This is a genomic window from Plesiomonas sp., assembly GCF_051650925.1.
Lineage (GTDB): Bacteria > Pseudomonadota > Gammaproteobacteria > Enterobacterales > CAMTGL01 > Plesiomonas.
Window position 1 is genome coordinate 1 of sequence record NZ_JBOFRH010000396.1, and the last position, 8,088, is coordinate 8,088.

Sequence of the window (8,088 nt, forward strand, 5' to 3'; positions counted from 1 at the left end):
GTTTTTGAGGTGTCTTGCGGATCAAGCAGGCGATACTGATTCGCTTCGGCTTCTTTTCCTTCCGCCATCAGTTTTTTATAGCGAGCTTCCATTGAGACTACCGCAGCACGGGCGTGTGCAGGCATATCCAGCTCAGGGATCACTTCGATATTACGTGCCTGTGCGTACTTAATGATATCGATATAATCTTGCTTGCTATAGTGGCCACTGCCCAGATTGTTGCTGTCTGGGCCAGAACCTAATTGTGGCAGCAAGCACTGTGTTTCACTCAAATCATGGCAACGCTTACCACCAATATCAGTCAGCTCAGGCAGACCGGGGATCTCTAAACGCCAGCCTTCATCATCACTTAAATGGAAGTGGAATTTATTTAGCTTATACGCTGCCATTTGATCCAGCAGGCGTAAAATGGCCTCTTTGGTATGGAAGTTACGGCCAACATCAGCGTGCATACCACGGTGTTCAAAACGCGGGGCATCTTTCACCGCAACAGTGGCAATTTTCTTATCACCCGACATTGGAACTAAAGAGATCATAGACTGTAAGCCGTAGAACGCACCTTCTGAGTCAATACCCACAATGGTTGCGCCTTTTGGCGTGATATTCAGCGTGTAAGCGCCCGCTTTCTGCCATTGGCCCTTAAATGCGCCTTTATTGATACTGACATTAATTGGGAAAGCCTGCTGCGCGCCTTTTTCCGCAACATTAACACCTAGTTGGGCAAAGCGTGCCGTTACTGCATCAACCGTTGCTTTTGGCAAAGCAAGGGTATCAAGCGTAATACCGTGAGAGAGATCCACATCGGCTTTACCTACCGTAACCTGTACCGGTGTTGGTAAAATTTGTCCGCGCAGTTGTTGTGCTGGCAGGGTAGCGATATCCTGATTTTTTGCAAAACGGGTCTGTGTGTTCATCAGAACGTTGTTGTCTGCACCGGTTCGTTTCCAGTTATCACCAGTAATAGGCGCAGAGAAATCAGCCACATTTTCTGAATCAGTATTGCCGATCACTTTCGGTGTTGCATCGCCTGATGTGACATACCAGCGTGGCATAAAGTCAGTTTCAAACAACTGCCAGTATTCACCAATGATAGGCACTTCAACCACTTCACCGGCTTGGAAGCCATCAAACTTATCGGTAGGTTCTAGCTTATGCAGGTCACCGGTAATTTGGGTAATTTTGAACTGATCATTTTGTACATCCAAAATCATCCGGATGCTGTGGAAATAAATAGCCCAGTCTTTTGAGTTAATTTCAGAACCGTTATTGGTTAGGGTGATAGAGGCTTTATTACACGCAGCCCATTCAGCACCCAAGGTGCTGCAATCCACGCCATTTTCTGCGCCGTGGTTATCCAGTACTTGGTATTTTACATTGAGCTGTGAGCCCATTTGGTTAACCAATTGCTGATTGTTAACCGAATTTGATGCACATCCGGTTAGCGCAAATAGGGTGGCCGCAGCAATAGCAGATAATCGTAACATGATAAAAAACTCCTCAAATTAACGCAAAATAGTCCCAAAAGCCTGAAAAAAGGGCGAGCAGGCTATAAAACCCAGCCCGTAAGGGCTGGGAATGTGGAAAGGTAAACGTGGAGAGGTATTACGCTTTAGCGGTAGGAATGATGACGTTAGTCAGGTCTTCAGTTGCAGGAATACGCTTCATTTCAGTTGCGATGATCTCAGCTTGTGGGCCAAGAATAACCTGCAGGTTAGTTTCGCCAAGTTTCACGACACCTTTAGCACCTAACGCTTTCAATACGCGCTCATCAGCCAGACTACGGTCTTTCATAGTCAGACGCAGACGAGTGATACAGGCATCAACAGTCACTAAGTTAGCGTGGCCACCCAGTGCTTTCAGGTATTTTTTCGCCAGCTCATGGTTGTCACTTGATACAACTTCAACCAGTGAATCTTCTTCGTCATCTTCACGGCCTGGTGTTTTCAGGTTGAATTTAACGATAGCGAAGCGGAACACGAAGTAGTAAATCGCTGAGAAGGCAAAGCCTTGCAGGATCAGCATGTACCACTGTTGTGCCAGCGGGTTACGTGAAGAGAGCACCATATCGACCAGACCAGCACTGAAACCGAAACCGGCAATCCAATGCATAGAGGCGGCGATAAAGACAGACACACCGGTTAAGAATGCATGGATAACATACAGTACAGGTGCAACGAACATGAAGGAGAACTCTAGCGGCTCAGTAACACCGGTAAAGAACGCAGCAAATGCAGCGGCCAGCATGATAGAAGCAACTTTATCGCGGTTCTCAACTTTTGCAGTGTGGTAAATCGCTAATGCAGCACCTGGCAAACCAAACATCATGATTGGGAAGAAGCCAGCTTGGTACATACCGGTTACACCCAGTACCGCTTTACCTGCTTCGATAGATGCCTGACCGCCGAGGAAGTTAGGGATATCGTTGATACCTGCCACATCGAACCAGAATACAGAGTTCAGCGCGTGGTGCAGACCAACAGGGATCAGCAGACGGTTGAAGAATGCATAGATACCGGCGCCCACAGGGCCCATACCTTGAATGCCTTCACCGAAGTTTACCAGACCGTTATAAATCACTGGCCAAACGTACATCAGCACGAAGGCAACGGCGATCATCAGGAATGAGGTTAAAATCGGCACCAGACGACGGCCGCTGAAGAAGGCCAGCGCTTTGTGCAGTTCAACGGTGCTGTAACGGTTATACAACTCAGCAGAGATGATACCGACCAGAATACCGATGAATTGGTTGTTAATTTTACCAAATGCGGCAGGCACTTGATCCATAGGAATACCCTGGATCTGTGATACTGCAGCAGGAGAGAGCAGAGTGGTTAGCACCAAGTAACCGACAAAACCGGTTAGTGCAGCAGAACCATCTTTATCTTTAGACATACCGTAAGCAACACCGACTGCAAACAGCACAGACATGTTGTCGATAATTGCCGAGCCTGACTTGATGAAAAATGCCGCCAGTGCACTATTGCCACCCCATGCAACAGGGTCAATCCAGTAACCAACCCCCATTAAAATGGCGGCGGCTGGCAGTGTGGCAACTGGTACCATCAATGCACGGCCTACTTTTTGAAAGTATCCTAAAATATTCACGTTGGTATCCCCTATTTCGGTTTCCAAACCAATAATATCTGTCTTCCAGATGTGTTGTCTTTTGCAACCTGTCCGATATGTGATCACTCAGTTTCAGTGTTGATACCGTTGAATGCCACTCTCGAAACCGCCTTTCATGCCAATCTTTTACTGAGTATGACCGAGTGTAATAGTTTTATTTTGCCTCGCAAATTAAAACCCCCTTGTTTGTGATCATAGTCACCGAGGAAGGGCAATAAACAGGCAATTTGCTAGCTAGATCATAAAACTTATTTTATCATTCAAAACATGCTCCAATTTGCGATAAGCTCACACAATAAATACGATTTTACTCAATTTAGATCAGTTAAAGAGGTATATAATGCGTTTGATTCCGCTCGCAACAGCTAAAGATGTTGGACTTTGGTCTGCCCGTTACATTGCCGATCGTATCAATGCCTTTAAGCCGACTGCTGAACGCCCGTTTGTATTGGGGCTGCCTACCGGTGGAACGCCACTGGCAACTTACAAGCGCTTGATTGAATTGCATCAGGCCGGTGAAGTGAGTTTTGCCAATGTCGTTACGTTTAACATGGATGAGTATGTCGGCTTGCCGAGTGATCACCCGGAAAGCTACCACACTTTCATGCACAGCAACTTTTTTGATCACATTGATATTAAACCAGAAAATATTAATTTACTCGATGGTAATGCTGCGGATGTTGATGTTGAATGCCGCCGTTATGAAGATAAGATCAAATCTTACGGGAAAATTAACCTGTTTATGGGTGGTGTGGGTAACGATGGCCATATCGCTTTTAATGAGCCAGCCTCTTCTCTCTCTTCACGTACGCGCATTAAAACACTGACTGAAGATACCCGTATTGCTAACTCCCGTTTCTTTAACGGCGACATGACACAAGTGCCTAAGTACTCACTCACTGTGGGTGTCGGTACACTGCTTGATTCTGAAGAGATCATGATTTTGGTCACCGGTCACGGTAAAGCGCAAGCTTTGCAAGCGGCAGTTGAAGGCAGCGTAAACCATTTGTGGACAATTTCTGCTCTGCAGCTGCATCCAAAATCAATGATGGTATGTGATGAACCATCAACGATGGAACTGAAGGTAAAAACGGTAAAATACTTCCGTGAACTTGAAGCCATCAATATCAAGCATCTGTAAGCATTAAAGAATTCAACAAAGGTTATAGACGTATGAAATACGCACTCATTAATTGCCGGATCTATACCGGCTACCATATTTTAGATAACCATGCTGCCGTCATTAATAACGGCATGATTGAAACTGTGTGCCCGATTGCTGAGTTGCCAGCAGGTATTGAAACCCACGATCTTGAAGGTGCAAACCTAAGCCCTGGGTTTATTGATCTGCAACTGAACGGTTGTGGCGGCGTGATGCTCAATGATGATGTCTCTGAGCAGACCATTGATATTATGCATCGTGCCAATCTCAAATCTGGCTGTACCAGCTTTTTGCCAACACTTATCACGACCAGTGATGAAGAGATGAAGCAGTCTGTTCAGGTGATGCGCAGCTATCTTGCCCAGCATCAGAATCAGGCGTTGGGTCTGCATTTAGAAGGCCCATATCTGAATATCGCAAAAAAAGGTATTCACAGCACTGACTTTATCCGTCAGGCCGATGCGCAAATGGTGCAGTTTATCTGTGATAACGCAGATGCCGTGACCAAGGTGACATTAGCCCCTGAACTAGCACCGAAAACACTGATCAGCCAGCTAAATAATGCCGGTATTGTTGTTTCCGGTGGACACACCAATGCAACCTACGCAGAAGCGCGCTCAGGTTTTGATGCTGGTGTGTCATTTACCACTCACCTGTTTAATGCCATGACCTCAATTACCGGTCGTGAACCGGGAATGGTTGGCGCGATTTTAGATACGCCAGATGTCTATACCGGCATTATCGCTGATGGATTCCATGTTTCATGGTCAAATATCCGTTTAGCACACAAAATGAAAGGTGAAAAACTGGTTTTAGTCACTGATGCCACTGCACCAGCAGGAGCAAACATTGATCACTTTATTTTTGTTGGTAAAAAAGTATATTACCGCGATGGGAAGTGCATCGATGAAAATGGCACGCTAGGCGGGTCAGCACTGACTATGATTGAAGCAGTACAGAACTGCGTACAACACATCGGCATCGCACTTGATGAAGCACTGCGAATGGCTACGCTGTATCCGGCTCGGGCAATTCACGTTGAAGATCGTTTAGGTCAAATCAGCGCCGGGAAAGTGGCTAACCTCACCGTGTTTGATCGTGACTTTACAGTCAAGGCGACTATCGTCAACGGACACTTAGAGCGGCACTAATCTTATGAGCACTGGCGGACAAATAGGCAATGTAGATCTGGTTAAACAACTGAATAGCGCAGCCGTTTATCGTCTGATTGACCAACAAGGGCCGATTTCGCGCATTCAGGTTGCCGATCACAGCCAACTTGCTCCCGCCAGTGTTACTAAAATTACTCGCCAATTACTTGAGCGAGGCCTGATTAAAGAGGTTGAGCAACAAGCCTCGACTGGCGGCCGCCGTGCAATCTCTATTGTTACGGAAAATCGCCCCTTTCACTCTATTGCCGTTCGTCTTGGGCGTACAGATGCCACCATTGCGCTGTATGACTTGAGCGGTCGAACGTTAGTCGAAGATCATGCGGTACTTCCTCAAGAGAGCCAGCCACAATTACAAGCTGATCTCTTTGCACTGATCCAACGTTTTATTGATACCCATCAGCGTAAAATTCGCCAATTGATTGCTGTTTCTGTCACCCTGCCAGGATTGGTTGATCCTGAAACAGGTGTGGTTGAATACATGCCGCATGTGAGCATTGCGCACTGGCCGCTGGCTGATGCCCTAACGCAGCAATTTGGCGTTAGCTGCTTTGTGGGGAATGATGTTCGCAGTTTAGCCTTAGCCGAGCACTATTTTGGTGCTAGCCGAGATTGTGAAGACTCCATTCTGATCCGTCTGCACCGTGGTACTGGGGCGGGTATTATTGTGCATGGGCAGATTTTTCTTGGCTATAACCGTAATGTCGGTGAAATAGGCCATATCCAGATAGATCCGCTGGGTGCACCGTGTCATTGTGGCAACTTTGGCTGTTTAGAAACGGTTGCTGCCAACAGCGCAATAGAGCAACGTGCCCGTCAGCTGTTATCTGAAGGGTATCCAAGTAAATATCTTTCGCTTGATGATGTTACTATTCACAGCATCTGCCATGCTGCCAATAAAGGTGATTTGCTCAGTGTTGAATTGATAGAGCAGGTTGGGCGTAAATTGGGGCAGGCCATTGCCATTACCGTCAACCTGTTTAATCCGCAAAAAGTTATCATTGCCGGTGAGATAACTGAAGCACAAAAAGTACTCTTTCCGGCCATTTCTAGCTGTATCCAGACACAGTCACTCAAAGCGTTTCGGCAAAAATTAGTGGTCGAAGCCTCAGAATTATACGATAAACCTACGATTGGTGCGTTTGCTCTGATTAAGCGTTCTATGCTTAACGGCATACTGTTGCAGCGTTTACTCGAGCAGTGATTCAGTAGAAAATATCTTTTATACATCACGTAAATAGCGCTCTCTTTCTATAGAGTGGTTCTCTGCATGGTATAATTTGGGGCTGCGTAATCACGCAGCCCATTAGCTGTGACGGAGATGGCATGAAAAAAAGCGTGATCTGTGATATCGACGGTGTGTTATTGCATGACAACACCGCCGTACCCGGTGCAAAAGAGTTTTTAGCCCGTTTGATTGAGCAACAAACCCCTCTGGTCATTCTGACCAACTATCCGGTACAAACTGCGCAAGATTTGGCCAATCGCTTTCACTCGGCCGGTTTACATGTACCGGAAAGTGCTTTTTATACTGCAGGTATGGCTACGGCAGATTTCCTCAAGCGTCAGGAAGGGAAAAAAGCGTTTGTTATCGGCGAAGGGGCGTTGATCCACGAACTGTACAAAGCCGGATTTACTATCACAGATATCAATCCTGATTTTGTGATTGTCGGAGAAACACGCTCTTATAACTGGGATATGATCCATAAAGCGGCACGTTTTGTGGCCAATGGTGCACGTTTTATTGCCACCAACCCTGATACTCACGGGCCAAGCTACTCACCGGCTTGTGGTGCGTTGTGCGCCCCGATTGAAAAAATCACTGGCCGGAAACCTTTTTTTGTCGGCAAGCCTAGCCCATGGATTATCCGTGCAGCATTGAATAAAATTCAGGCGCATTCAGAAAGTACGCTCATTATTGGTGATAACTTGCGAACCGATATTCTGGCTGGGTTTCAGGCCGGATTAGAGACCGTCTTAGTGCTCTCTGGTGTGTCAAAGCGTACTGATATTGAAGCTATGCCGTTTCGTCCTAATCATGTTTTTGATTCGGTTGCCGAGATAGATATCATATAAAAATCCTGTTTTACGCTTGAATGCTATCAGCAAAATGGCATTTTCATGACTTTCTGCTTTATCCCTCGATTGATATGGACAGGTCAGCAGTGCTGACCTTTTGCAAGGATACAATGACTGATTCTCACTCTCTGTTAGTTCTCATTAGTGTGGCATTTATTGCTGGTTTTGCGGTACAACGGCTGGGTTTACCCCCGTTGGTCGGGTTTTTATTGGCCGGATTTGGCTTACATTCGGCTGGTTTCCAGTCAATGGCACTGCTGACTGATATCGCAGATATTGGTGTTATTTTGCTGCTGTTTACTATCGGCCTAAAATTGGATATTCGTCAATTATTGCGTCGTGAAGTTCTTGCCGGTGCCACCGGTTACACTGCGTTATCAACCGTTGCTGTCGCACTCTTATTGGCATTACTAAAAATAGGTGGGCTGGCACTGGCACAAAGCTTAAACGCCAGCCACTGGGTGTTGCTCGGCTTTGCGCTCAGTTTTTCCTCCACCGTGCTTGCTGTAAAAAATATGCAAGAGAAAGGGGAGTTAAACAGCACATACGGGC

At 46.4% G+C, this 8,088-nt stretch carries 6 protein-coding genes and 1 pseudogene; 5 read left to right on the forward strand and 2 right to left on the reverse strand.

Features of this window, described 5'->3' with window-relative positions; all coding sequences use genetic code 11:
- Window positions 1-1,484 (reverse strand): carbohydate-binding domain-containing protein (locus ACRC27_RS09155; RefSeq protein ID WP_438639735.1); only part of this gene is annotated, 1,484 nt, incomplete at its 3' end.
- A 121-nt stretch (window positions 1,485-1,605) separates the two neighbouring features.
- Window positions 1,606-3,105 (reverse strand): annotated as a pseudogene (gene nagE, locus ACRC27_RS09160) (N-acetylglucosamine-specific PTS transporter subunit IIBC); the annotation flags it as partial.
- A gap of 361 nt (window positions 3,106-3,466) precedes the next feature.
- On the opposite strand from nagE, the gene nagB reads away from it, so the two are divergent.
- The 5 genes from nagB to ACRC27_RS09185 all read left to right on the forward strand — a co-directional run.
- Window positions 3,467-4,267 carry a glucosamine-6-phosphate deaminase gene (gene nagB / locus ACRC27_RS09165; RefSeq protein WP_438622113.1) on the forward strand — a complete coding sequence of 267 codons (801 nt, stop codon included), beginning with the start codon at window positions 3,467-3,469 and terminating at the stop codon, window positions 4,265-4,267.
- Window positions 4,268-4,299: 32 nt separating this feature from the next.
- Window positions 4,300-5,439 carry an N-acetylglucosamine-6-phosphate deacetylase gene (gene nagA / locus ACRC27_RS09170; protein ID WP_438639736.1) on the forward strand — a complete coding sequence of 380 codons (1,140 nt, stop codon included), beginning with the start codon at window positions 4,300-4,302 and terminating at the stop codon, window positions 5,437-5,439.
- A 4-nt stretch (window positions 5,440-5,443) separates the two neighbouring features.
- On the forward strand, window positions 5,444-6,661 hold the full coding sequence (gene nagC, locus ACRC27_RS09175; RefSeq protein ID WP_438622111.1) for a DNA-binding transcriptional regulator NagC: 1,218 nt from the start codon (window positions 5,444-5,446) through the stop codon (window positions 6,659-6,661).
- A 122-nt stretch (window positions 6,662-6,783) separates the two neighbouring features.
- The gene (locus ACRC27_RS09180; RefSeq protein WP_438630925.1) at window positions 6,784-7,533 is read left to right on the forward strand and encodes an HAD-IIA family hydrolase; all 750 of its coding nucleotides are present in this window, start codon (window positions 6,784-6,786) and stop codon (window positions 7,531-7,533) included.
- Between the two features lie 113 nt (window positions 7,534-7,646).
- Window positions 7,647-8,088 (forward strand): cation:proton antiporter domain-containing protein (locus ACRC27_RS09185; protein ID WP_438639737.1); only part of this gene is annotated, 442 nt, incomplete at its 3' end.